This is a genomic window from Photobacterium sp. R1 (assembly GCF_054600795.1).
Window position 1 is genome coordinate 1 of record NZ_BAAHZP010000662.1, and the last position, 261, is coordinate 261.

General features: G+C 59.8%; 1 protein-coding gene. It reads left to right on the plus strand.

Annotation, left to right across the window (positions count from 1 at the left end; translation table 11 throughout):
* Nucleotides 1-69 precede the first annotated feature (69 nt).
* Nucleotides 70-261 (plus strand): CBS domain-containing protein (locus tag ACYP03_RS26725; protein ID WP_459782768.1); only part of this gene is annotated, 192 nt, incomplete at its 3' end.

Genomic DNA, 261 nt, shown 5'->3' on the forward strand with positions numbered 1-261 from the left:
CGCCAGGACAATATCCAGCCCTGCCTGATCCTGCCAGCCGATACGGATCTGCGGACCGCCACCACCCGGATGCGCCAGAGCAACTGCGACGCGGCTTTCATCATTGTGGATGATACGACAGAGCAAGCCGGTCACAGGTTTGGTATTGTCACCCGTACCGATCTGCTGCATGCCGTCATGCTGGATAACCGGGCCCCCAGCACGGCGGTCGGCCAGATAGCCACTTCGCCAGTGATCAGCATTGAATTGGGTGCGTATCTG